Source organism: Frankia sp. KB5, from assembly GCF_002099325.1.
In the GTDB taxonomy this organism is placed as follows: Bacteria; Actinomycetota; Actinomycetes; order Frankiales; family Frankiaceae; genus Frankia; species Frankia casuarinae.
Window position 1 is genome coordinate 103086 of record NZ_MRUJ01000018.1, and the last position, 23425, is coordinate 126510.

At 70.4% G+C, this 23425-nt stretch carries 22 protein-coding genes; 17 read left to right on the top strand and 5 right to left on the bottom strand.

What is annotated here, in order from left to right:
• Positions 1–242: 242 nt before the first annotated feature.
• Positions 243–1046, top strand: a complete 804-nt coding sequence (gene raiA, locus KBI5_RS02005) for a ribosome-associated translation inhibitor RaiA (RefSeq protein ID WP_085014149.1) — start codon at positions 243–245, stop codon at positions 1044–1046.
• A 128-nt stretch (positions 1047–1174) separates the two neighbouring features.
• The gene (locus tag KBI5_RS02010) at positions 1175–1888 is read left to right on the top strand and encodes a response regulator transcription factor (protein WP_085014150.1); all 714 of its coding nucleotides are present in this window, start codon (positions 1175–1177) and stop codon (positions 1886–1888) included.
• A gap of 19 nt (positions 1889–1907) precedes the next feature.
• On the opposite strand, the gene KBI5_RS02015 is transcribed toward KBI5_RS02010, so the two are convergent.
• Positions 1908–2465 carry a GNAT family N-acetyltransferase gene (locus KBI5_RS02015; protein ID WP_198537458.1) on the bottom strand — a complete coding sequence of 186 codons (558 nt, stop codon included), beginning with the start codon at positions 2463–2465 and terminating at the stop codon, positions 1908–1910.
• Between the two features lie 301 nt (positions 2466–2766).
• Between KBI5_RS02015 and secA the strand changes: the two genes are divergently transcribed.
• A complete protein-coding gene (secA, locus tag KBI5_RS02020; RefSeq protein WP_085014152.1) occupies positions 2767–5751 on the top strand; it encodes a preprotein translocase subunit SecA in 2985 nt (994 codons plus the stop codon).
• A 25-nt stretch (positions 5752–5776) separates the two neighbouring features.
• On the opposite strand, the gene KBI5_RS02025 is transcribed toward secA, so the two are convergent.
• Positions 5777–6490 carry an Rv3235 family protein gene (locus tag KBI5_RS02025; protein ID WP_308726848.1) on the bottom strand — a complete coding sequence of 238 codons (714 nt, stop codon included), beginning with the start codon at positions 6488–6490 and terminating at the stop codon, positions 5777–5779.
• Positions 6491–6571: 81 nt separating this feature from the next.
• Positions 6572–7888, bottom strand: coding sequence for a LysM domain-containing protein (locus KBI5_RS02030; protein WP_085014153.1), 1317 nt, complete (start codon positions 7886–7888; stop codon positions 6572–6574).
• Positions 7889–8046: 158 nt separating this feature from the next.
• Here KBI5_RS02030 and KBI5_RS02035 point away from each other — a divergent pair, with 158 nt between their 5' ends.
• Positions 8047–8616, top strand: a complete 570-nt coding sequence (locus KBI5_RS02035; protein WP_011435223.1) for a hypothetical protein — start codon at positions 8047–8049, stop codon at positions 8614–8616.
• A gap of 20 nt (positions 8617–8636) precedes the next feature.
• Here KBI5_RS02035 and KBI5_RS02040 read toward each other — a convergent pair whose 3' ends face one another.
• On the bottom strand, positions 8637–8873 hold the full coding sequence (locus KBI5_RS02040) for a helix-turn-helix domain-containing protein (protein ID WP_011435224.1): 237 nt from the start codon (positions 8871–8873) through the stop codon (positions 8637–8639).
• A gap of 308 nt (positions 8874–9181) precedes the next feature.
• On the opposite strand from KBI5_RS02040, the gene KBI5_RS02045 reads away from it, so the two are divergent.
• The 7 genes from KBI5_RS02045 (at position 9182) to KBI5_RS28350 (ending at position 16335) form a co-directional block, all read left to right on the top strand.
• On the top strand, positions 9182–9955 hold the full coding sequence (locus tag KBI5_RS02045) for an SAF domain-containing protein (protein ID WP_011435225.1): 774 nt from the start codon (positions 9182–9184) through the stop codon (positions 9953–9955).
• Positions 9952–11289, top strand: a complete 1338-nt coding sequence (locus KBI5_RS02050; RefSeq protein WP_011435226.1) for a chromosome partitioning protein — start codon at positions 9952–9954, stop codon at positions 11287–11289. Before KBI5_RS02045 ends, KBI5_RS02050 begins: the two co-directional genes overlap by 4 nt.
• A 501-nt stretch (positions 11290–11790) precedes the next feature.
• Positions 11791–12294, top strand: coding sequence for a transcriptional regulator (locus KBI5_RS02055; protein WP_085014154.1), 504 nt, complete (start codon positions 11791–11793; stop codon positions 12292–12294).
• A 231-nt stretch (positions 12295–12525) separates the two neighbouring features.
• The gene (locus KBI5_RS02060; protein ID WP_116289820.1) at positions 12526–13641 is read left to right on the top strand and encodes a patatin-like phospholipase family protein; all 1116 of its coding nucleotides are present in this window, start codon (positions 12526–12528) and stop codon (positions 13639–13641) included.
• A 4-nt stretch (positions 13642–13645) separates the two neighbouring features.
• Positions 13646–14140, top strand: a complete 495-nt coding sequence (locus KBI5_RS02065; RefSeq protein WP_085014171.1) for a hypothetical protein — start codon at positions 13646–13648, stop codon at positions 14138–14140.
• A 445-nt stretch (positions 14141–14585) separates the two neighbouring features.
• On the top strand, positions 14586–16217 hold the full coding sequence (locus tag KBI5_RS26805) for a hypothetical protein (RefSeq protein WP_198537459.1): 1632 nt from the start codon (positions 14586–14588) through the stop codon (positions 16215–16217).
• Positions 16210–16335, top strand: a complete 126-nt coding sequence (locus KBI5_RS28350; RefSeq protein WP_277870074.1) for a hypothetical protein — start codon at positions 16210–16212, stop codon at positions 16333–16335. Before KBI5_RS26805 ends, KBI5_RS28350 begins: the two co-directional genes overlap by 8 nt.
• 25 nt (positions 16336–16360) lie before the next feature.
• Here KBI5_RS28350 and KBI5_RS02080 read toward each other — a convergent pair whose 3' ends face one another.
• Entirely contained in the window at positions 16361–17884 is a 1524-nt protein-coding gene (locus tag KBI5_RS02080; RefSeq protein WP_085014157.1) for a PAS domain-containing protein, read from the bottom strand.
• Between the two features lie 593 nt (positions 17885–18477).
• Between KBI5_RS02080 and KBI5_RS02085 the strand changes: the two genes are divergently transcribed.
• The 6 genes from KBI5_RS02085 (at position 18478) to KBI5_RS02110 (ending at position 23059) form a co-directional block, all read left to right on the top strand.
• Positions 18478–19785 carry an ATPase, T2SS/T4P/T4SS family gene (locus KBI5_RS02085; protein ID WP_085014158.1) on the top strand — a complete coding sequence of 436 codons (1308 nt, stop codon included), beginning with the start codon at positions 18478–18480 and terminating at the stop codon, positions 19783–19785.
• Positions 19785–20675 (top strand): type II secretion system F family protein, encoded by an 891-nt coding sequence (locus KBI5_RS02090; RefSeq protein WP_011435233.1) that lies wholly within the window; start codon positions 19785–19787, stop codon positions 20673–20675. Before KBI5_RS02085 ends, KBI5_RS02090 begins: the two co-directional genes overlap by 1 nt.
• On the top strand, positions 20672–21622 hold the full coding sequence (locus KBI5_RS02095) for a type II secretion system F family protein (RefSeq protein WP_011435234.1): 951 nt from the start codon (positions 20672–20674) through the stop codon (positions 21620–21622). Before KBI5_RS02090 ends, KBI5_RS02095 begins: the two co-directional genes overlap by 4 nt.
• An 84-nt stretch (positions 21623–21706) precedes the next feature.
• On the top strand, positions 21707–21934 hold the full coding sequence (locus tag KBI5_RS28575) for a hypothetical protein (protein WP_023839919.1): 228 nt from the start codon (positions 21707–21709) through the stop codon (positions 21932–21934).
• On the top strand, positions 21924–22439 hold the full coding sequence (locus KBI5_RS02105) for a TadE/TadG family type IV pilus assembly protein (protein ID WP_011435236.1): 516 nt from the start codon (positions 21924–21926) through the stop codon (positions 22437–22439). Before KBI5_RS28575 ends, KBI5_RS02105 begins: the two co-directional genes overlap by 11 nt.
• Positions 22440–22615: 176 nt before the next feature.
• Positions 22616–23059, top strand: coding sequence for a hypothetical protein (locus KBI5_RS02110; protein ID WP_035730816.1), 444 nt, complete (start codon positions 22616–22618; stop codon positions 23057–23059).
• The last annotated feature ends 366 nt before the right edge of the window (positions 23060–23425 follow it).

Genomic DNA, 23425 nt, shown 5'->3' on the forward strand with positions numbered 1-23425 from the left:
CACTCGTCGTGCGGATACCGGGCCGGCGGACGGAGTAGCGCCGCCGCTGAAGGGAAGGGAGCCGAATGCGGGCAGCCAGCCGCAGAACGTTGGGAAGGTGCGACAACCGTAGATAGGGCGCCCGGGGGATCGTCTCGGCCCCGCGGAGACGGTTCCCTCCGGAAGTTCCGAGACACCGGCGCACGGTCGGCAGCCTTGGCGAGGGCCGTGGGCGTCGGACAGGCGAACAGGAGGTGGATCGCGTGGACATCGTGGTCAAGGGCAGGCACACCGCGGTTCCGGAACGGTTCCGCAATCATGTCCAGGCCAAGCTCGCCAAGTTGGAACGGCTGAATTCCAACATCATCCGGGTGGATGTCGAGCTGTCGAAGGAACGCAACCCCCGGCTGTCCGACGTCTGCGACCGGGTCGAGCTGACCGTGTACTCACGGGGTCCGGTGATCCGGGCCGAGGCCGCCGCGGCCGACTGCTACGCCGCCCTCGACCTGGCCGCCGGCAAACTGGCCGAGCGGCTGCGCCGGGCCRCCGACCGGCGGGTCCGCCACCACGCCAACCACGCTGGAGCCAAGCCGACCGGGATCACCTCGGTTCCGCTCGGCAGTCTCATGCCGTTGGAGGGCACGAAGCCGGCGGCTGCCCTACCGACCGGTGCCGAGGAGGCCGGTGCCGCCGGAAGGAGCGGCAGCGGCGGATCCAGGCCGGTCGTCGCCGCCCCGGCCGACGAATCCACCGCCAGGATCGGTGCGGGCGAGCAGAGCGAGCAGGCTCCGCTGATCGTCCGGGAGAAGACCCACGAGGCGGAGCCGATGTCGCTGGAGGAGGCCCTGTCCAACATGGAACTGGTGGGGCATGATTTCTATCTCTTCCTCGACGTCGATCTTGGCCTCCCCAGCGTCGTCTACCGGCGGGTCGGTTACGACTACGGTGTCATCCGGTTGTCCGGTTCGGCGGCGGCCGGCAGGTCGGGGCCGGCGGGCGCCGATCAGCGGGACGAGCGGCCGTCGCCAACCCGAGGCGCCTTCGTGAGCTCGGCCGCCGCCGTTTAGACGATCTGAAGGCCGCGTCCGCCGGCCGACGTGCGACCATTTGCCTCGGGTGTCGGAGTACACGGCGCACCGCCCCGCGTGGAGGCACGCGGGGCGGTGCGCCGCGGGCAGTGGTCCAGGGAGGTCAGATGACGGTGGAGGAGCAGCGCTCTGAGGAGATGCTGCCGACGCCATCGGAGGCGAACCCCATCCGGGTGCTGATCGTTGACGACCATGCGCTGTTCCGGCGTGGGCTGGAGATGGTGCTGGGGCAGGAGGTTGACATCGAGGTCGTCGGGGAGGCCGCGGACGGTGCCGAGGCGGTGACCATGGCTAAGGAGATGGCGCCGGACATCGTGCTCATGGATGTGCGGATGCYGCGCCGTGGCGGGATCGACGCCACGAGCGCCATCAAGGAGGCTGTCCCGAGCGCCAAGATCGTCATGCTGACCATCAGCGACGAGGAGGCCGACCTCTATGACGCGATTAAGGCGGGGGCCATGGGCTACCTGCTGAAGGAGATCTCTATCGACGAGGTCGCCGCGGACATCCGCGCCGTGTACGGGGGGCAGAGCCTCATCAGCCCGTCCATGGCGTCGAAGCTGCTCAGCGAGTTCGCAGCCATGATTAAGAACAAGGATGACCGTCCGCAGCTCCCTACCCCCCGGCTGACCGACCGGGAGATGGAGGTGCTGCGGCTCGTCGCCAAGGGCATGAACAACCGTGACATCGCCAAGCAGCTCTACATCAGTGAGAACACGGTCAAGAACCACATCCGCAACATCCTGGAGAAGCTCCAGCTGCACTCCAGGATGGAGGCGGTCGTGTACGCGGTCCGGGAGAAGCTGCTCGAGATCACCTGAGGCCCGGTCGGGGGGGGCGTCACCGCGGCGCGGGATCGTCCGGTAGGAGCGATCCCACCCAGCAGTCCCTCCGGTTACCGTCGCCCAGCAGCAGGGCCCGGCGCAGGGTGCCCTCCACGGTGAAGCCGGCCTTCTCGGCCACGCGGCGAGACGCGAGGTTRCCCACCGCGGCCCGCCACTCGATCCGGGCCAGCCCCAGAGCTCCGAAACCCCAGCGGGTCAGCGCGGCAACGGCCTGGGAGGTCACTGCCCGCCCGCGCGCCGGCRCCGCGCACCAGTAACCAATCTTCGCGTCGCCGTCGCCGGAGAGATCCGTCAGTCCGACCGAGGCAAGGAGTTGCTCGGTCGTGGCATCCACCACCGCGAACAGCGCCCCGGTCCCGCTGGCCCAGCTCTGCGGCGACTGGCGTGAGACAAAGTCCACCGCGTGTTGGTACAGATACGGCGTCGGGACTCTCGTCCACCGGCTTATCTCCGGGTCCTGGCAGGCCAGGTGTACGGCGTCGGCGTCCCGGGGGTGCCAGGGGCGCAGATGCAGACGGCCCGCCGTGATCTCCGCCGGTTCGAGAGGTGCCATGCTCCAACCTTGCACCGGCCGCCACCGTTGCCGCCRATCCAGGGCACCCATCCGCGCTCCCGGTCGTTGGACAGTGCGGCGTGGCATGGGCGGACCATGCACGCCGTGTTGTCATCCCGTTCTGGTCGTTCCCGTCCGTACGACCCCTGGCCTCGCTCGCCGGCACCCCTTCCCGTCGCCCGCTCCTCACCGGTCCCAGCCGGAGGAACCGCGCGCGGATGGATGTTGTAGGCGGCTGTCGAAGGGCTAGCATCGTGGGGTCGGTGACCTCGCCGACGCGCCTGCCGGAGGAGTTTCGCCCGTGGTACTAGACAAGATCTTGCGTGCCGGCGAGGGCCGGATCCTGCGCAAGCTCAAGGCGATCGCCGAGCAGGTGAACCTGATCGAGGACGACTTCACCGRCCTGTCCGACGGTGAACTGCGAGGCATGACCGACGAGTTCCGCCAGCGGCTCGCGGACGGGAAGGAGACCCTCGACGACCTGCTGCCCGAGGCCTTCGCCGCCGTGCGCGAGGCGGCGCGGCGCACGCTGGGCCAGCGRCATTTCGATGTGCAGATCATGGGGGGCGCGGCCCTTCATCTCGGCAACATCGCCGAGATGAAGACCGGTGAGGGCAAGACGCTGGTCTCGACCCTGCCGACCTACCTCAACGCGCTGGCCGGTAAGGGTGTGCACGTCATCACCGTCAACGACTACCTCGCCCAGCGCGACGCCGAGAACATGGGCCGGGTCCATCGTTTCCTCGGCCTCACCGTGGGGGTGATCCATCCGCAGATGCCGCCGCCGGTCCGGCGGGCCCAGTACGCCTGCGACATCACCTACGGCACCAACAACGAGTTCGGGTTCGACTACCTCCGTGACAACATGGCCTGGAGTTCGGAGGAGCTCGTCCAGCGTGGCCACAACTTCGCGGTCGTCGACGAGGTGGACTCCATCCTCATCGACGAGGCCCGCACGCCGTTGATCATCAGCGGTCCAGCGGATCATCCGACCAGGTGGTACACGGAGTTTGCCCGGATCGCCCCGCTGCTCGAACGCGATGTCGATTACGAGGTCGAAGAGGGCAAGCGGACGGTGGCCATCACCGAGTCCGGGGTTGAGAAGGTCGAGGACCAGCTCGGCATCGAGAACCTCTACGAATCGGTGAATACCCCGCTCGTGGGCTACCTGAACAATTCGCTGAAGGCCAAGGAGCTCTACAAGCGGGACAAGGACTACATCGTTACCGACGGTGAGGTTCTCATCGTCGACGAGTTCACCGGCCGCGTGCTCCACGGTCGTCGCTACAGCGAGGGAATGCACCAGGCGATCGAGGCCAAGGAAAAGGTCGAGATCAAGCAGGAGAACCAGACCCTCGCGACGATCACGCTGCAGAACTACTTCCGGCTCTACGACAAGCTCTCCGGCATGACCGGTACCGCCATGACCGAGGCGGCCGAGTTCCACCAGATCTACTCGCTCGGGGTCGTCCCCATCCCGACGAACAAGCCGATGGTCCGGCTCGACCAGCCGGACGTCGTCTACAAGACCGAGATCGCGAAGTTCGACGCGGTGGTGGAGGACATCGCCGAGCGGCACGAGAAGGGCCAACCGGTCCTGGTCGGCACCACCAGCGTCGAGAAGTCCGAGTACCTCTCGAAGCAGCTTCGCAAGCGTGGTGTGCCGCACGAGGTGCTCAACGCCAAGCACCACGAGCGGGAGGCGGCCATCATCGCCGAGGCGGGCCGCAAGGGCGCCGTCACGGTGGCGACGAACATGGCCGGTCGTGGTACGGACATCATGCTCGGCGGTAACCCGGAGTTCATTGCCCAGGCCGAGCTGCGCCAGCGCGGCCTCTCGCCGATCGAGACCCCCGAGGACTATGAGGCGGCCTGGCAGGAGGCCCTGGAGAAGGCCAGGCAGTCGGTGAAGGCCGAGCACGAGGAGGTCGTCGACGCCGGCGGCCTGTACGTGCTAGGCACCGAGCGGCACGAGTCCCGGCGCATCGACAACCAGCTGCGTGGCCGGGCCGGCCGGCAGGGCGACCGCGGTGAGTCGCGCTTCTACCTCTCCCTCGGTGACGATCTCATGCGGTTGTTCAACGCGGCCGCGGTCGAGGGCATCATGGATCGGCTGAACATCCCCGAGGACGTCCCGATCGAATCGAAGATCGTGACTCGGGCGATCCGGTCGGCCCAGACCCAGGTCGAGGGGCAGAACTTCGAGATCCRCAAGAACGTCCTCAAGTACGACGAGGTCATGAACAAGCAGCGCACCGTGATCTATGAGGAGCGCCGCAAGGTTCTCGGCGGTGCCGATCTCCACGAGCAGGTGCGTCACTTCGTTGACGACACCGTCGAGGGATACGTGCGCGGCGCCACCGCCGACGGGTACCCGGAGGAGTGGGATCTCGACACGCTCTGGACGGCGCTCGGGCAGCTCTACCCGGTCGGTGTGGTGGCACCCGATGTCGATGATCGAGACGGGCTCACTGCCGATCACCTGCTCGAGGACATCCAGGTCGACGCGCAGGAGGCGTACGACCGGCGGGAACTCGACCTCGGCGACGGCCCCGACAGCGAACCGATCATGCGGGAGCTGGAGCGACGGGTCGTCCTCGCGGTCTTGGACCGCAAGTGGCGCGAGCACCTCTACGAGATGGACTACCTGCAGGAGGGCATCGGGCTGCGGGCGATGGGACAGCGGGACCCGCTGGTCGAGTACCAGCGTGAGGGTTTCGACATGTTCCAGACGATGATGGAGGGCATCAAGGAGGAGTCCGTCCGGCTGCTGTTCAACGTCGAGGTCCAGGTTGCGGGGCAGGAGGAGGCCGCCACGTCGGTGGGCGTCGAGCCGGCCGTGTCCGCTGCTCCCGCACCGCCGGCCGCAGCCGCGACCCTGCCCGCTCCGGCGGTGCCGACGATTCCGGACGGCGCCGGTCCCGTCGCGGACGCGCAGCTCGTTCGCCCCGCGGCGGCCCGTCAGACTCCGCCACCCCCTTCACCGGTTCCGTCCGCACCGCTGCCGGTCTTCGTCAAGGGGCTCGAGCCGCGGCGGYCGACCGGTGGCCTGCGCTACACCGCGCCGTCGGTCGACGGTGGATCCGGGCCGGTCACGACGGTGGATGGCAGGTCGGGACTGGGCCGCCCGGCTGGAGACGGTGCGCTCAGCGCCGCCCGCGGCGAGGCCGGCACGGCGCAGCCCGGTGCGGGCACGCGTCCCGCTCGCAATGCGCCCTGCCCGTGTGGGTCGGGCCGCAAGTACAAGCGCTGYCACGGCGACCCGGCGCGCCGCAACACCGAGTGAYCCATCTCCGGGACCGGTGGCCGCACTAACCCACCTGCAGGGTCGTCACCCGCCAGCGTCCGCTGGACGACTCCATGCGCAGCGCGAGTGCGGCCACCCGGGCACCTCGGCTGATGACCGCCGAGACCTCGGCGACTCCGGGGCGCGGTTCGCTGACCCGTACGCTGCGGACCTGACCCCGCCTGCGATCCGTGGTCTGGGCGACGATGCGTTCGAGATCGTTCTGCAGGCGGGGCGTCGTCCATCCGGCGAGATGCGAGGCCGGGCGCACCCCGCCGAGCGTCTCGACGATCGCTCTGACGATGACCACCGCCGTTTCCCGGGGCGGTGGGTTCGTCCGGCTCCCGGCGGGGTGTCCCGGCCGCGGACCGGCTACCGGATCGAGACCCGGCACCGCGTGTGACGCCGCTGATCCCATGCCTGTGCCCGTGACCGTGCGCTCGGGCATGGCGAGGTGCCGAGGAGTCCGATCGACCGTCGTGCCACCGGGCTCGGTCTGGCCGTCCGCACCGCCACGGCCGCGTGGCGGCCCGCCGGGTCCCGACGGGCCGCCACGGCGGCGTCCGCCGCCTCCCGGGGCGGTCACGGGCCGGCCTGGACGATCGGCGGTGGTGCGTCCGGCCGGCCGCACCCGGGGTCGGGGCGGCCTTGTCGACGAGCCGGTCGGGGCGCCGGCCGACGAGGAGCCGGCCTCGTCGTCATAGGGCGGTTCGTGGGGGGTGATGGGAAGGCGGCGCATTCCGGGGGCCGGAACTGGACGCCGGGGCAGGGTCAGGGCGTAGGTGGCGGTCACGGCAGGCTCCGGAAGTGGTGGGCGGGGTCAGGGCCCGGGGGGTGGTTTCAGGCGTTGGCCGGGGAAGATCAGATTCGGGTCGTGGCCGATCAGGTCGGAGTTGGCGGCCCACCACCGTGGCCACTCGGCCGCGATCTGCTCCTGCGTCGCGTTCGGGCCGAGATGACGGGCCGCGATGGACCAGAGACTGTCGCCGCGGAGGACGACGATTTCCGCCGCCTCGACGCCGGGAGAGGTCCGGTCGGTACCCGGGAGGCTCATGGGCCTGCCCGTTCCACGAGGGGCCGGCGGCACGATCGGATCCCGGGCCGGTACCGATGCGATCGGAGCCGCCGGTCCGGACGATGTCGGGTTGGACGATGTCGGGTTGGACGATGTCGGTCCGGACGATGTCGGGTTGAACGATGTCGGGTTGAACGGTGTCGGAGTGATGGCCGCGCCGGGCGCGGCCGGGCTGCTCGGGGAGGTGGTGGCGGGTCGGTCCAGGTCCGGCCAGCCGGCTGTGGTCGTGCGAGCCGTGGTGAGCCGAGTGAGGGCGCCGGGGTCAGGGGCGGTGTGCACCGGGTTTCCGCCGGCGGCGGAAACCGGGGCTGGGGGCGGCGTTGGCGAGCCGGCCGCCGAGGTGGTCTCGTGCAGGTCCACGACGGGGATCGCCTCACCGAGACCGGGAACCGAGATCGTTGGGGTGGGGCTGGTCGCCGGGACGGCACCGGCACCGGGTTCGGGAGAGGACGTGGAGCCGGCAGGGGAGACGGGGCCGGCAGGGGAGACGGGGCCGGTGGAGGAGACGGGGGGTGTCGCGGGGGCGTGACCGGCGGGGGTGCCGGCCGGGGGGCGATCGAGGTCGGGGAAGCCGGCTATCGGGTTCGGGGGATGGCCGACGGTGGTGGGCCGGTCCAGATCGGGCAGTGCGGCGGTGGCGCCCGCACTGACACCGGTCCCCGCAGGTCCGGTGGCCGCGGAGGCCGGGACCGCGGCGATGATCGGCGCCACCCCGGTGACGAGTGTCACTCCGAGGCTGATCTCGAGCATCCGCCGGATCGTGCGGGGAACGATCCGGCGGGCCAGCGCCGCGCTGAGCCGGCCGACTCCGCCGGGGATAGCCGACAGCGCGCCGAGCAGAACCCCCAGGCACAGCCAGAGCAGGCACACCCAGGCGACGCCCCCGATGATCGTGGCCAGCGCCTGCTCGGGCGCGGCGGCGAACCATTCCGGGGCGGCCTCGACGCTCTCCGGCAGGTCGGCCAGCCGGGGGCCGAAAACGATCAATATGATCGCCGTGATTGCGGCCGCGGTCGCGCCGGCGAACCGCGCCAGCGTCTGTCGAGCCGCCCTCGCGATCATTGTGGGTGCTCCTGTCCGCCGGATGCTGTCGAACTCGTTCGTTTGCCTATGTTTGCTTGTGTAAACCCCTGAAATCTCGCTGTCAACCCTGCTTGTGTAGGGAGTGAGGGGCAACTGGGGGAAGTGGGCGAAATCTACCTTTATGGGAAGGGGTATCGATGCGATGGGAGGATCTGTTCGCCGACCTGGAGCTGCAGTGGGAGGCGAACGAGGCCGCCGAGCTCTCCGCCGAGCTCGCGGACCGCAGCCGGCGGGAGGCTGCCTACCTGCGGTTGATCGATCGGATGCGACCCGTCGTCGGACACCCGACACGTTGCCGGGTGGTGGGTGGTCAGCGCGCTCCCGAGATCCTGCACGGCACCCTGGCGGCCCTCGGGATGGACTGGTTGCTCATCACCGAGCCCGGCGCGACGGAGGTTCTGGTACCGGTGCGGTCGCTGCTGGCCGTGGAGAACCTGCCGGTGGTCTCGGCCCAGCCGGGTCATGAGGGTCCGCTGGCGGCCAAGCTGGATCTGCGGTACGTCCTGCGCGGGCTCGTCCGGGACCGCTCGGCGTGCACGCTCATGCTGGTGGACGGGGTGACCCTGCACGGGACGCCGGTGCGGGTCGGCTCGGACTTCCTGGAGGTGGCCGAACACGCCGTCGGCGAGTTCGCCCGGCGCGGCCAGATCCGCTCCGGCTGGACCATCCCCCTCGACGCGATCGCCTACGTTCGTCGGATCCACTGACCTCGCCGCGCCTACTGTGCCTAGTCCTCGGGCGGAGCCTCGTTACGGCTCATCGGATTGGCTGCGACGAAGGCCCGGGTCTGTTCATAGGCGCGCTGGATGTACGCCTCCAGCTCGGTGCGCTCCACCCGCCACTGGCCCCTCCCCCCGATCTTGATGGCGGGGAGCTCGCCCGAGCGGACAAGCGCGTAGGTCTGACTGGAGGAGATGTTGAGGATGTCCGCCACATCGCTGAGTTGAAGGAAGCGGTCGTTCATCAAAGTCCTCCTTCTGAGGGCGGATGTCTCTCCTCATGTGTGTATCAGAGATACCACCGCTCATCGCGTCCGGATGCGTGTGCTTGTGGATAAGTGCACGCGGATACCRCCAAAAGCCCGTGCTCGCAGGTACTGGACTGGTCCGCCACCCGCGCCTGCATGGCCCAGATGTCGACGGATCCCGTTCGGTCCGCAGCCGATTCCTCGCTGGTTTGGCTGGGCTCAGGGCCGACGACCGCGTACGCTCTGCGACCGGAAGGTGCGAACATGTACCAATGGTCCGGCTAGGAGAAGAGGGAGGTCTCCCGGTGACCGAGCTCGCCGCGGCACCGGCCCGCCCGGAGGCGTCCCCGCCACCGACATCACCCCCGGCCCGTCGGTTGACCCGCCGACGGTGGCGCGACTCCCGGCTGCTCGTCGGGGTGTTGCTCGTGCTCGTCTCGGTGGTCGTCGGGGCGCGGCTGTTCGCCAGCGCGGACGCGACCCGCCAGTGGGTGGTCGCCAAGGTGGACCTGCCGGCCGGGCACATCATCGTTGCCGGGGATCTCGCCACGGTATCGGCCAGGCTCGACGAGAGGACCTCGGGTCATTACTACCCGGGAAGCCGTCTCGACGACCTGATCGGCGCCACCCTGGCGCGGCCGGTGGACACCGGCGAGCTGGTGAGCGGACCCGACTTCGCCGGCCAGAACACCCAGCCGACGCGGCTGGTGCCGATCATTGTGAAGGCCGGGCGGCTGCCGACCCTCGGACCGGGTGACCATGTGGACGTCTTCGTGTTCCAGAGCGGCGCCGCAGCGCCGAGCACTACCGGGGGCGATCAGCAGGCCGGCCGGAGCACACCGGCCGCGCCCGCGGGTGCGGGGGCCGAGGCGCTGGTCCTGCACGACGTCGAGTTCGTCAGCCTCGAGAAGCTGACCAGCGGGGACCGTTCGCTGACGCTGCGCGTGCCGGTGGACAACGCCATCCAGGCCGTCGCGGCCTCGCAGAGCGAGCGGGTCGACGTCGTGAAGCTTGAGCGCGACTCCCGCGGTGAGGTCGGCTCGACGGGACCGACCACTGTGCCGGGGTACGGCCGGTGAGCCTGCCGATCCTCACCGCTGTCACCGATGCGATGGTCGAGGCCGGCCTGGTCTCGGCCTTCGATCGTCGCGACCTCGGGGTTACGGTGGTGCGCCGCTGCGTCGACCTGCCGGACCTGCTGGCCGCGGCGACCACCGGCGCGGCCCGGGCCGCCCTGCTGTCCGCGGACCTGCGCCGGCTCGACCGGGATGCGCTGACCCGCCTGGCCATGGCGGGCATCGCGGTGGTCGGGCTGACCGCCCCCGGCGACGAGGACGGCGACCGGCGGCTGCGGCAACTCGGCGTGGCCGCGGTCATCCCCTCGGACGCCACCGCGGAGGTCATCGCGGGAGCGGTCGTCGAGGCATCCCGGGCGCTGGCGACGAACGCGGCCGCGCCGGCGACCTGGGCGTCCGGTTCGTACAGCGAACCACTCGTCGGGTTCGGGCCGCTCGCCCCGGCCATCGACGTCACCGACGGTGTGGGGCCGATCGAACCGGGCGACGGCCGGGTGGGCCGGGTGATTGCGGTATGGGGTCCGGCCGGCGCGCCGGGACGCACCACGATCGCGCTGTGCCTGGCCGCCGAACTCGCCGGGCTGGGGACCTCCACCCTGCTGGTGGACGCCGACTCCTACGGCGGCGCGGTCGGGCAGCTCGTCGGCCTGCTCGAGGAGGCCCCCGGTCTGGCCGCGGCGGCCCGGTCGGCCAACCAGGGGCTGCTGGACGTGCCCCGGCTCGCCGTACTGTGCCGGGATCTGGGCGGCGGCCTGCGAGTGCTGCCCGGCATCTCCCGCCCCTCGCGGTGGCCCGAGCTACGCCCGGCATCCGTTGAGACCGTGCTGTCGATGGCCCGGCGTCTGGCGTCCTTCGTCGTCGTGGACTGCGGGTTCTGCCTGGAGACGGACGAGGAACTGTCGTTCGACACCTCCGCGCCCCGGCGTAACGGAGCGACGCTAGCCGTGCTGGGCGCGGCCGACGTCGTGCTGGCGGTGGCGTCCGCCGAACCGGTCGGTCTGGTCCGGTTCGTGCGGGGACTGTCCGACCTGCGGGAGACCGTCCCCGCCGTCGACCCGCTTGTCGTGGTGAACCGGCTGCGCGCCTCGGTTGTGGGCGCGGACCCGGCCCGCGAGGTCAGTCGGGCGATTCTGCGCCACACCGGGACCGAGCCGGTGGCCCTGGTGCCCTACGACCTCGCCGGGCTGGACGCCGCCCAGGTGGCCGGACAGCTCCTGCGTGACATCGCTCCGACCTCCCCGGCCCGGCTGGCGATCAGGGAGCTGGCTGGCCGGCTGCTTGGCCGCCCGGCGGCTCCCCGCCGTCGGCGGGGGAGCCTGCGGCGCCAGGCCCGGTGATCTTGGTGGGCGGGTGGGCCGTCCCGACGTACGAGCCAGAGCCGCATCCCCTGCTGGGCCTGCYGCTGGGCCTGCTGCCGTTCGGCTGATCGCTCGCGCGGTGTCGGCAACTCACGGTTACGCCCTTGGCGTAACCGTGACATAAAGTATTCGCACCATCATCCCGGCGTAGTGGGAGCGGTTACGGCGAGCAATTTAGGGGCATCGCTATGTGGAGGGACTTCGGTCAAGTCGTGAGAGGGATCTTGCTGATAGCTTTCGATCTTATAAGATTTACTACATAGAGTAACTTTCTTAATTCATAGAGTCTGAGATGYGAGAGAAGTCGCACAAGAAAGTCGCGCAACGTAGCATCGTATATGTATCTGTGAGCGGTCTCTTTCGGCAACGTTACGTTAGTGGGAGCATGCCTCGCCAGCGCCACACGAGTCGTACCTTGATCTCCTATGGGCGCGACGAGAGGTACGTGATGCTCGTTCGAGACGGCTGGGGGTGTGTCGGGTGAGCCGAGAGTACGCGAAGGCCGTGGGCGCCCGGTTGCGGGCGATTCGGATACAGCAGGGTCTGTCGCTGCAGGGAGTGGAGCAGAAGTCGCGGGGGCGGTGGAAGACCGCTGCCGTTGGTTCCTATGAGCGCGGTGACCGCATGATCAGCGTGCATCAGCTCTCCGAACTCGCGGGATTCTACGGAGTCCCGGTCTCGGCGCTGTTGCCCAACGAGGATCAGCTGCCGCCGCGGGAGCGTCGCCCACGTACGGTGCTCAACCTGGAGAAGCTGAGCGAGGCTCCGCCGGACTCCTCTGCTCTCGTTCGTCGGTGGGTCGCCCAGATCCAGCGCCAACGGGACGACTACGCCGGCCGCGTGCTGTCCATCCGGGATGGCGACGTGCGTGCGCTCGCCCTGCTCCACGACACGACCCCCCAGGAGTTCGCCGAGCGGCTGCGGACCTGGGGAGTGCTGGAGACCAGTTTCCCCGAAGAGAGTAGCGAGGAGYCGCCGGAGTAGTCCGGTGGACTGCCCGGGCGCTTCGAGCGCCGAGAGCAGCAAGGTACGGTCAACGCGGACCGTGGACTGCTACTGGCCCATCCCCGGCCGTCCCGACGCGGCGGGCACGCCGTTCGTGGGCGGCCCGGCCCAGGTGCGACCGGGCGGCCCACATGGCAGCGAGCATGCCGGGCGGCGGGCATCCCAGCGCGATGCGTCTCCCTTCCCGGTCGCCGCGCCGGGAGGTGGACTATGACCAGGAAACGGGCCCCACGCAGAGGTCTGGTCCTGGGGGCCGGTGGAGTGCTCGGCTCCGCCTGGATGATCGGCGCGATGCGGGCGGTCGAGACCGCGACCGGCCGCGACCTGAGCGGAGCCGACCTGGTGGTCGGCACGTCCGCCGGCTCGGTGGTCGCGGCCCTGCTCGGTCTGGGGATCGGCATCGACGTGATGGCCAATTCCGAGCGGGGGATCTACGAGGCGGGTGATCCCGTTCTTGACTACCGCGACCTCGGTGCCTCCCTACCCCCGCGCCCCCGGATGCGCATGGGCTCACCGAGGCTGCTGACGGCCAGCGCCCGGCACCCCCGGCGGTCCTCGCCGATGGTCACGCTGGCGGCGATGCTTCCACAGGGCCGTGGGAAGATCTCCGCGGTCGGCGATCTGGTGACCGCGGCGATGGACCGCAAGGGCCTCGATCCGACCGAATGGCCGACCAGGCCCGCGCTGCGGGTGGTGGCCATGAACTTCGACACCGGTGAGCGCGTGCTGTTCGGCGTGGCCGATGCGCCTCGGGCGACCTTGTCCGAGGCGGTGATGGCGTCGTGTGCCATTCCCGGCTGGTACGCCCCGGTCACGGTGGACGGCCAGCGGTTCGTCGACGGCGGAACCCGATCGCCCGCATCAGTCGATCTTCTTGCCGACGCGGGCCTCGCGGAGATCCTGGTGCTCGCCCCGGCCTGCTCGTTCCAACTCGACCGACCCCGTGGCACGGTGGCCCGGGTCGAACGCCAGGTCCGCYGGGCCGCCACCCGCCGGCTGATGCGGGAGGTCGAGATGGTGGAGGCGGCGGGCACCCGGGTGACGGTGCTCTGCCCAGGTCCGGAGGACCTCGAGGTCATCGGCGGAAACGTGATGGATCTGACCCGGCGGGCCCAGGTGTTCGAGACGGCGCTGCGTACGACGGGCGAGGCCCTGCATGTCGCCGCCCGTTCCGCCCGTTCCGGCGTGGCCGGGGCCACCGACGACGGGGCCACCGACGACGCCGAGGCGAGGGGGGCCGGCTCGGGCTCGGCCTGGCTGGCTGACCGGGTTCTCGTGGCTGACCGGGTTCTCGTGGCCGGCTCGCCCCGGTTGGTTGCACACTGAGCGGGTGCGCATCTATCTCCCGTCCACGCTGGCCGTCGCCCGATCGGTCTGGGAATCCGCGCGCATCCCCCCAGGCACCGGATTCGCGGTCACCMCCGCGACGCGTGAGTGGTACGCCCAGTCGGAGTCCGAGGAGGAGTTGGAGTACGCGGCGCTGCACGACGCCGGCCGGGCGAGCCTGCGACTGCTGGACGCCGACCCGTCCGCGCCGCGCCGGCGCGTGGTCTTCGTGGCCGATGTCGCGGACGGCGAGGTGCGGGTACGCGACGATCTTGAGCGGGGTGCCGTCGAGGTGGACTTCCCGGTGCCGTGGTCGGCCGCGCAGGCCATCCATGTCGACGACGGAGACGACGAGGAGGTCGTCGCGGCGGTCGCGGCGGCGGCGAAGTGCATCGTCGAGGCCGATCTCGGTGGGGATGACGCCGCCTTCACCGTGGACAGCGTCGAGGGCTTCGAACTGCTGTGGTTCGCGCCTCAGGAGCTTCCCGATCTTCTCTGACCCCGGCGGAGACGCGGATGTTGAGTGCGCGGGGGTGACCCCCGCGCGGTGGAGGTCACCCCCGCACGGGGGAGGAGACCACGCACGTTGACGGCTCGTTGGGGCATGCTGTCTGGACTGGTGACCAGCTGGCGTGAAATGTTCCCGACGGGCGGCCCTCGTGGTTGTCTTTCCAGGCTCCTCCCTGGGGTGCTGTTCGTCGTCTGACGTCCGTGAACGGTGATTTCCCACCCAGGGAGATCGACGTGGCCAACGGTTGAACCTCCCCGGGTGCGGCCGATGTCGGGCGTTGCGAATAATGCTGGGGAGCCTTGCGGCGGCGACCGGGTCACCACCTGGATGGCGCCGAGGGTGCTCCACTTTCCACAACCTTCGTACCGAGATGTCACCCCCGCTGGCAGGTGTGATCTCGACCGACCCACCGCGGTAAGGAGGCTGGCAGCCCATGCTGTACCTCGCCGGGCAGATCCTGGCGTACGTGCTGGTGGCGATGCTCATTGGTGCGGCGCTGGCATGGGTCTTCCTGATCGCGCCGCTGCGCAGGCAGGCCCGCAACGCCGACGCCGACGCCGCGCGAAATCGGGCGGGATCGGGGGAGACACCGGCCGGCACCGGACCGGACCTCGACGAATCCCGCCCCGGCGCGGTCCCGTCGGCCGATCGGGCGGCAGCCGCGAACGACGTGAACCGGGTAAACGCCGGGCCGGCGGGCACCGGCGACGCCGACACGGGTGTCCCCGATTCGGGCGCCCGCGGCACGGGCACAGGGCAGGCCGCCGAGCTGATCGCCCGGTTGCGCCGGCAGCGTGACGACGTCGCCCTGGAGAAGGCGGATCTAACTGCCCGGCTCGCTGTCGCCGAACAGCGTGCCGCGGAGTCCGAACGGCGAATCGCCGAGGCGGAGCGCCATGCTGTGATCGCAGGCGCCCGGGTCGAGGAGATCGAAACGGCGCTGCGGGCCCGGGCGTACGCCGTGACACCCGGCGCGGCCCAGGCCCTCCCGGCCGGTTCGGGTGCCGCCGGTTCGGGTGCCGCCGGTTCGGGTGCCGCCGGCCCGGTGCCGGCGGGCTCTCCGGGGGCGGGCGGTGATCCCGTCGGCCCCTCGGCTGCGCAGCTCGCCCATGAGGCCGAGCTGCTGCGCAGACAGCTCGTCGAGGCCGAGGGCCGGGCGGCCAAGTTCTCCTCCCGGCTGGCCATGGCCCGTACGGAGGCGGAGGACGCGCAACGCCAGGTGGCCACCATGACCACCCGGCTGGATCGGCACCAGGCCGAATGGGCGGCCGAACGGCTCAGTCTGCTGGGGCGGATCGCGAAATCCGAGGCGCTTCTGGGCCAGGCCTCCTCCGACGAGGAAGCCGGTGCCGAGCATCCCGAGGCCGCCCCCACTGCCGAGGCCGCCCCCACTGCCGAGGCCGCCCCCACTGCCGAGGCCGCCCCCACTGCCGAGGCCGCCGAGGCGGTCGGGGTTGCTGCCGCGGGCGGCGTGGTCCCGTCGAACCTCGCGGTCACCCCGAACGACGCGGGGCCGTCGAAGAGCGCGCTGCCCGCGCACGGCCTGGCCCTGTCGCCCGAGCCGAACGTCTCGGGGGCGACGGTCCAGGCGAGCGGCGTTGCCACGAAGAACCGGCCACCGGCCCTGGGCGGACCGCCGTCGAGTGGTCAGGGGAGTGGCGGCGGCGTGAAGAGCACCGGTGGCAGGAGCACCGGTGGAACGAACGGGGCCAGCGGCCAGCCGGGAGGAGAACTTGGCCGCCCGGCCCTCGGCCTCGACGAGCTGTCTGCGCAGCAGCTCGGCCTCATGGGCGAGCTGCGCAGCCGAGGGGCCGACGGGATCACCGCCCGCCCCCGGAGAGCCCGCCGGCACCGGGCCGGCGGCACCCGAACCGGCGGCACCCGAACCGGCGGCACCCGAACCGGCCGGGAGGGCCTGGGCCGCGCCGCGGTGGAACGGTCTCCTCGATCCCGTGCGGTCGGGCGGCGACAACCTCAAGGAGATTGTCGGCGTGGGCCCGGTGATCGAGGCCCGGCTGCGGGCGTTGGGCATCACAACCTTCAGCCAGCTGGCCGAAATGGGTGATACCGACGTCGAGCGGCTCGCTCACCGGCTGGATGGCTTCGGTGACCGCATCGTCTCCGACGATTGGGTCGKCCAGGCCCAGGATCTGCAGGCCCGGCACTACGGCGGCGTCTACTGACCGGACCGCCCTCCACCCCGCTCGGTCACAGTCCGGAGATGAGTCCCTCGATCTCAGCCTCCAGGATCCGGCGGTCGGTGACGTCGCAGTAGAGCCAGACATGGCCGCGGTAGCCGTCGGCCGCGGTCAGCGGGATGTGGCTACGCTCGAACACCCGTCCGTCGGCGAACATCACCGTCTCCCGGCGTAGCGTCCGCCGTCGGCGGAGCAGGATGTCCAGGCGCGTCGCGAATCCGGATGGATCGTCCACCAGTCCGGGCCGGGGACGCAGCTGCAGCCGGCAGTCCGTTCCGACCAGGTCGACGGGCAGGTCCGCCAGATCGAACAGATCGCAGTACACCTGGTTCACCGCCACCACACGCCCGTCCCGGTCGGCGATGAGCACGGCGGTCGTCAGTTCGGCGAGCAGGGTCGTCAGCCAGCGTTCCCGGTCCCGGCATGCCTCCTCGATCCGTCGGGCCTCGGAGAACAGGCAGCCACAGGTGTGGTTCGAGCCCCTGGCGCGTCCGAAGGGACGCAGGTCGTCGTTCTCGCTGCGATGCAGGGCCACGGCCGCGCGCCACTCCGCTCCAGGCGGGAGCGTCCCGCGGGGAAACCCGACCGTGGGCCGATCCTCGGTGGATTCACGGGATGTCGCCCGGCCTGGCGTCGGTTCGCCGGGAACCGGCCGGCGGGGAAGCGGAACAGACCATTCCCAGCCCCGATCGCCCCGATCGGACTGGTYCGGCAGATCACAGGGGTCCGGTCCGTCGAACGGGTCCGGTCCGTCGAACACGCCGAACCTGTCGAGATCGCCCGCGGGCACCCCATCGGCGGCGAGGGCCTGGAGGCCGAGGAGATCATGACCGAGCAGGTGTCCGTCGAGGAGGTCGGGATCGAGAGCTRCGAGTTCGAAAGCCGCCTCGCGACGGTGAAGGCGGTCGAGTTCGGCCTGCTCGTCGTCAAGGTGTTCGAGATCGGCCGCTTCGTGAGGCGCCGGTTCGCGGGAGGCGACGTCGGGTTCGGCTCGTTCCCGGACAGCGACGTCGTCGGTATCGGGCTGGTCCGCGGACGATGGGCCGATCGGGGAGCGACGCCCCTGGACCCGCGGCGAGGACACTGGCACACCCTTCATCGGCACACCCGTCACCGGCCCGGCGGCGTTCTCGAACGCACTGGCCGACGGCACGGTGAGGGTGCCGACGATCCGTCGTCTACCGTCCCCTGCCGAGGTCACCACCGTCTGCATGACCGCGTCGCAGGGTGGTTCGCCCGGTCGGATCAACCGGACCTGGATCGAAAACCCGTCGCCGTGCGTGACGAGGTGCCGCCATCGGCTGCCGACGTTCGCTACGTCGCCGGGATGGACAATGCGTTGCCATCCCCGTCCGACCGCCTCGTCGCGGGTAACGCCGGTCAACTCGGACCACAGCCGGTTCACAAAGAGATACCGGCCTGCCGTATCGGTGGCGAATACCGCGACCGGGCAGTTTTCGACAATCCGCCAGAACATTTTCCAAGCGGTCGTGTCGAACATGTCTGACGATCGGGGATCCCGGGCGCCACTCATCGTGATGCCCCTTTCCCCCCCGGGGGATCGTGCCGGGGATGCGTCGGGGGCAACGCCRCCCTGGTGGCCGAATGAGGTTCTCGCGAGCGGCTGACGACCGCGCTGGTTGTTGGCTGACCGGACACGGAAGGGACCCCCGAGRCAGGCGTTGGTGGGACGCTGGATGAGACCGGCGGGGTGGGGGGGTTCCGCCTGTCGACCCAGCGATGCGATATCGACTACAGGGATGTTCGGGTTAGGGACCGCCGAAAGGCTATCGCCTCGGCGTCGTTTCGAGGGAGAAATCGCGCGGGCGTTTCCGGGGCGGTTGGTGCACCGTCGGTGCAGTCGATATGCGCGCAGAGCGAGGATGAATGTCCGGTCCGCGGCCGCTTTTTGACTGCGGAGAGTAGCAGTCTTGGTGGTCAAGGTGGGACCCTGTACGGGCTGTGGCCTACCTGAGTCCTACCCGCTTCACACCCTCGGTGGGGGTTGTGCGAACGTTGTTGCGTCTGCCCCCGACGTCGGGGGTTGCTTACCAGTGACCTTCTTTCTACGCTTCGTGGCAATTGTTGGGGCGGGAAGAGACGAAAGTCGGAGGAGCAGCGGTTTTCGTGGCGGTGGCACGCGGCAGTTGGCTGGACGCGACATCGTTCGTGGAGGACGAGGTCAGAGAGCTTGTCCGGCGGCGTTCTCTCGATCCCGTGYGGGACCCGGCGCAGGTGCGTCAGCTCGTTCACGAGGTGCTCGCCGACTATGAGGAACGGGCTCTCGTCAGCGACCTTCCCCCGGTCGTCGACCGGGACGTCACCGCCCGGCTGGTCTATGACGCGGTTGCCGGGTTCGGGCCGCTGCAACGCCACCTCGACGACCCGACTGTGGAGGAGGTCTGGATCAACGAGCCGGGCCGGGTATTCGTCGCCCGGGCCGGTCGCAGCGAGCTGACGACGACCATTCTGACCGCCGATCAGGTCCAGGACCTCGTCGAGCGGATGCTGAAGTCCTCGGGCCRGCGGGTGGACCTCTCGACCCCGTTCGTCGACGCCATGCTTCCGGATGGTTCCCGGCTGCACGTGGTCATCCCCGATGTCACCCGGGTGCACTGGTCGATCAACATCCGTAAGTTTGTGCTGTCCGCGTCGAGCCTGGACGAACTGGTCGGTCTTGGGACGATCACGCTGGCAGCGGCCGCCTTTCTGGACGCCGCGGTCGTCGCCGGCCTCAACATCATCGTTGCGGGCGGCACCCAGGCCGGCAAGACGACCATGCTCAACTGTCTCGGCTCGGCCATCCCGGCCCGGGAACGGGTGATCAGCTGCGAGGAGGTGTTCGAGCTGAAGCTGCGGGCCGCCGACTGGGTGGCGATGCAGACCCGGCAGGCCAACCTGGAGGGCAGCGGGGAAATCCGGCTGCGCCGGCTGGTCAAGGAGGCCCTGCGGATGCGCCCGGACCGGCTCCTGGTCGGCGAGGTTCGCCAAGAGGAGGCGCTCGACCTGCTGATCGCGCTCAACTCCGGGCTGCCCGGTATGTGCAGCCTGCACGCGAACTCGGCTCGCGAGGCCGTGACGAAGCTGTGCACCCTGCCCCTGCTCGCCGGCGAGAACGTCAGCCATGCCTTCGTGGTGCCCACCGTCGCCGCCAGCGTGGACCTCGTCGTCCATCTGGAGAAGGACGTCTCGGGCCGGCGCCGCGTCACCGAGGTCGTCGCGCTGCCCGGCCGGACGGAGGGGGATGTCATCGAGATTGCCCAGATCTACCGCTCGCGCGCGGACGGACTGGTCCGCGCCGACGGCTTCCCGCCACATCCCGAACGGTTCGCCCGCGCCGGCTACGACCTGCCCGCCCTGCTGGCCCAGAGCGACCATGATTACCATCATCATCGGCCCGGCGGGGGCTGGCCCGAGATCGCCGCGGAGCGCTGATGGGCATCTTCCTCGGCCTGCTGTTCGGTCTGGGTCTGTTCCTTATCGTCACCAGCGGCCGGCCGCGGTTCCCGGCCTGGTCGGCGACGGCGCGCTGGGAACGGTCGACGAGCGACCTGCTCGCCCAGGCGGGCATCCGCGGCGTGACCCCGCGCCAGTTCGTCATGATTAGCCTGGGTCTGGGCCTGTTGGTCGGCCTGGTCGTCCTGGCATTCACCGAGACCGTGTCGCTGGCCGGCGCCTTCGTCGTGTTTGCGAGTCTGCTGCCCCGAGCTCTCGTGGTCCGTCGGCGGCATGCCCGCAGGCATGATCTGCGGGAGCTGTGGCCGGACGTCGTCGACAACCTGTCCAGCGCGGTGCGGGCCGGGATGTCGCTGCCCGAGGGCCTGGCCGCGGTGGGGGTGCGGGGGCCGGTGCAGCTGCGACCGGCCTTCACCCGGTTCGGCGAGGACTACAGCGCCACCGGGTCGTTCTCGGCCTGCCTGGACCGCCTCGCCGACGAGCTCGCCGATCCGGTGGCCGAYCGCATCATCGAGTCGCTGCGGATGGCCCGGGAGGTCGGCGGGACCGACCTCGGCCGGCTGTTGCGCACGCTGTCCACCTTCCTGCGGGAGGACGCCCGCACCCGCGCCGAGCTTGAGACGCGGCAGAGTTGGACGGTGAACGCCGCCCGACTCGCGCTCGCCGCCCCCTGGATCGTGCTGCTCCTGCTGGCCACCCGGGGGCAGAACGTGCGGGCCTACGACAGCCCGACCGGGGTCCTGGTGCTCGTGGTGGGCGGCGCCGTGTCGGCCCTCGCCTACCTGCTCATGAAGCGGATCGGCCGGTTGCCGGAGGAGGGCCGGGTGCTGCGCGGGGGAGCGGCAGCCGGCCGGGGGGCGGGATTGTGACCACGGTCGCCAGCGGTGCGCTGATCGGGTTCCTCGTCGGGCTGGGCCTGGTCATCATCGTTTACCGCTCCCCCCGGGCCCGGCGCATCCACCTCGCTGACCGAATCGATCCCTACCTGCGGGACACCCCCACACCCTCGAGGCTGCTCGACGACCGGCCGCGGGGGGTGCCGCGGCCGGGCCTCGCCGCGGTCGAGGCGCTCGCGCGCCCGTTACTCGCGGACGCCGCCGGTCGACTCGACCGTTTCCTGGGGGGCCGGGCCGCCCTGCAACGCCGGCTGACCCAGGCCGGCGGACGGACCAGCATCGAGGAGTTCCGCGTCCAGCAGGTCATCTGCGCGGCCAGCGGGGCGCTGATCGGCGCCTTCCTGCTGGCGCTGCGCGCGCTGCTCGGCGTCGGCCCGCCGGCCCTGGTCAGTGTCGCCTTGATCGTCGCTGGCACGGCCGGTGGGGTGGTGGCCCGGGACTACTGGCTGTCGCGGGCGATCTCCGAACGCGAGGACCGGATGCTGCTGGAGTTCCCGACGATCGCGGAGCTGCTGGCGCTCGCGGTGACCGCGGGGGAGTCGGCCATCGGGGCGCTGGAGCGGGTCAGCCGGTTGACCCACGGCGAGCTTGGGCGCGAGCTGCGGCTTGCGCTGGCCGACGCCCGCGCCGGGGCCACCCTCGTGCAGGCGTTGGAGGGCATCGCGGCGCGTACGGCGTTGGCGCCCCTAGTGCGGTTCGTCGACGGGATGGCGGTCGCGATCGAACGGGGGACGCCGCTGGCGGACATCCTGCGCGCGCAGGCCGTCGACGCGCGTGAGGCGGGCAAGCGGCAGCTGCTGGAGGCCGGTGGCCGCAAGGAGATCGCGATGATGATCCCGGTCGTGTTCCTCGTCCTGCCGACGACCGTGATTTTTGCCTTCTACCCGGCCCTGGTGAGTTTCACCGTGATCGCRCAGTGAGTGTCCGGGGGCGCGCAGGTGGCCGCCCGCGGGGTGGACGCGTCCGTCCGGCGAGGTCGGATCAGCCAGCCTGAAGGAGGAGACATGGGACGAACAGGGCAGGCCGTGAAAGCGAGATGGCGGGCCTGGCGGTCAGCCGTCGCATCGGGCAGCCGCCATGATCGCGACCGGGGGGACGTCCCCGGCTGGGTCATGATAACCGTCATGACGGCGGCGCTGGTGGTCGCGATCGCCACCCTGGCGACGCCCGCCCTGCAGAACCTGTTCACCTCGGCCATCAACTCGGTGTCGGGTATCGGCGGTGGCGGCTGAGCTCGCGGCCGCCGCGGGGCCGGACGGGATCGACGGCGGCCCCAGGGGAACCGGGCACCGACCGGACGCGGTCGAGGACGGCGTCGAGGACGCCTCGGACGCCTCGGACGCCTCGGACGCGGCTGACGCGGCTGACGGCGGATCGGCCGTCGTCGAGTTCATCCTGGTGGGGACGTTGTTGCTCTTCCTGATCCTGGGGATCATCCAGGTCGGCCTGGTGCTGCACATCCGCAACACGCTCGCGGCGGACGCCGCGGAGGGAGCCAGGCACGCGGCCAACCTCGGCGTACCGGCGAGCGAGGGCGGTCCCTACGCCCAGGCCCTCATCGCGCGGACCATCCCGGGACGGTCCGACGCCGTCTGCACCGGGGCGCAGGTCGATGGGCCGGGTGGCACGCCGCTCGCGGAGGTCACCTGCCGGGTTGCCGTGCCGCTCGTCCTGGTCCCACTGGGCGACGGCATCACGATCACGGTGAAGGGCCATGCGCTCAAGGAACTGCCGTGACGAGGGGTGGCGTGGCGGGAGATCGGGTCGCGCGGGCGATCCTGCACTCCCTGCCGCGGGCGATCATGATGATCAGGACAGGTTGTGTGGCTTTCGTGCGCCGCGTCGGTCGCATAGGCCGCGTTGTCGGGCCCGGACAGGAAGGCCGGGCGACCAGGGCCGACGACGGTTCGGCGATGATCGAATTCGTTGGATTGTCCGTCGTGCTGCTCATCCCGTTCGTCTACCTGTTCCTGTGCGTCTTCGCGGTGCAGCGCGCGGCGTTCGGGGTGACCCAGGCCGCCCGGGAGGCCGGGCGGGCGTTCGCCACCGCGGACAGTGAGACGCAGGGCATGGACCGGGCGCGGCTCGCCGCGCAGCTCGCCCTCGCCGACCAGGGCGTCCCCGGCGCGCCACAGGTCCGGTTCGCTCCCGAGGGCGCCGACTGTGGTGCGGGGGATCCCGGAGACGGCGCGGCAACCCTGGAGCCGGGCGCGTCGTTCGTCGTCTGTGTCCGTACGGTCGTGGCGCTGCCGGGAACCGGCGCCTTGTTCTCCGGCATTACCGATGTCACGGTTAACGGCCAGTTCACCGTAGTGATTGATCAGTTCCGCGCCGACAGGCGGGAAACCCAGCCCTAGCAGGGGTTTCGTACGTTCACGGGGTTACGCGGGATCGCAAGGTTTTACGGGGTCCGGTGGACTTTTTGGCGGCGAAGGACTTGTCCGGCTCGGGGAGCAACTCGGCTCGGCGCGCCAGGTCGGCGAATTTGGGGGAGCAGAGTCCGGTCTGCGGTCCCTGAAGCGTGACTGGCTCCCCAAAACTCGGCCGCCACGCGATGTACACCACGTCCGTGGACTCCACTGATGTCGATCCGCGCGGACACCTGGCCGTTCTTGCTGGGCTGGCTATCGGCGTCTGCCGGCCCACTGCTGTATGAGGGCTGCGGCGGCCTCGTGGTCGATGGTAACTCGGTTGCTGAGTACGGCGTGCGCGGCGGCGAGTTT